The organism is Chryseobacterium mucoviscidosis (genome assembly GCF_002177115.1).
Lineage (GTDB): Bacteria > Bacteroidota > Bacteroidia > Flavobacteriales > Weeksellaceae > Chryseobacterium > Chryseobacterium mucoviscidosis.
The window spans coordinates 1-267 of record NZ_MVAG01000030.1 but is presented as its reverse complement, the minus strand read 5'-3'; the positions used below and the strand labels follow the sequence as shown (position 1 = coordinate 267).

Annotated in this window: 1 pseudogene; it reads left to right on the top strand. The window is 47.9% G+C overall.

The window, feature by feature from the left end:
* A pseudogene (locus B0E34_RS22590) lies at positions 1 to 267 on the top strand (hypothetical protein); the annotation flags it as partial.

Sequence of the window (267 nt, the reverse complement as noted above, 5' to 3'; positions counted from 1 at the left end):
TGATTTCTCTTTCGCTGATCCCTTACTGGAACTCTGCAGTTATCGACCAGGTTGACCTCGGTTCGCTGTCGTTAACTGGTCATGACGGTATCCTGATCACCGTCTGGCTGGGGATTTCCATCATGGTTTTCTCCTTTAACTTCTCGCCAATCGTCTCTTCCTTCGTGGTTTCTAAACGTGAAGAGTACGAGAAAGATTTTGGTCGCGACTTCACCGAGCGTAAATGTTCACAAATCATCTCTCGCGCCAGTATGCTGATGGTTGCAG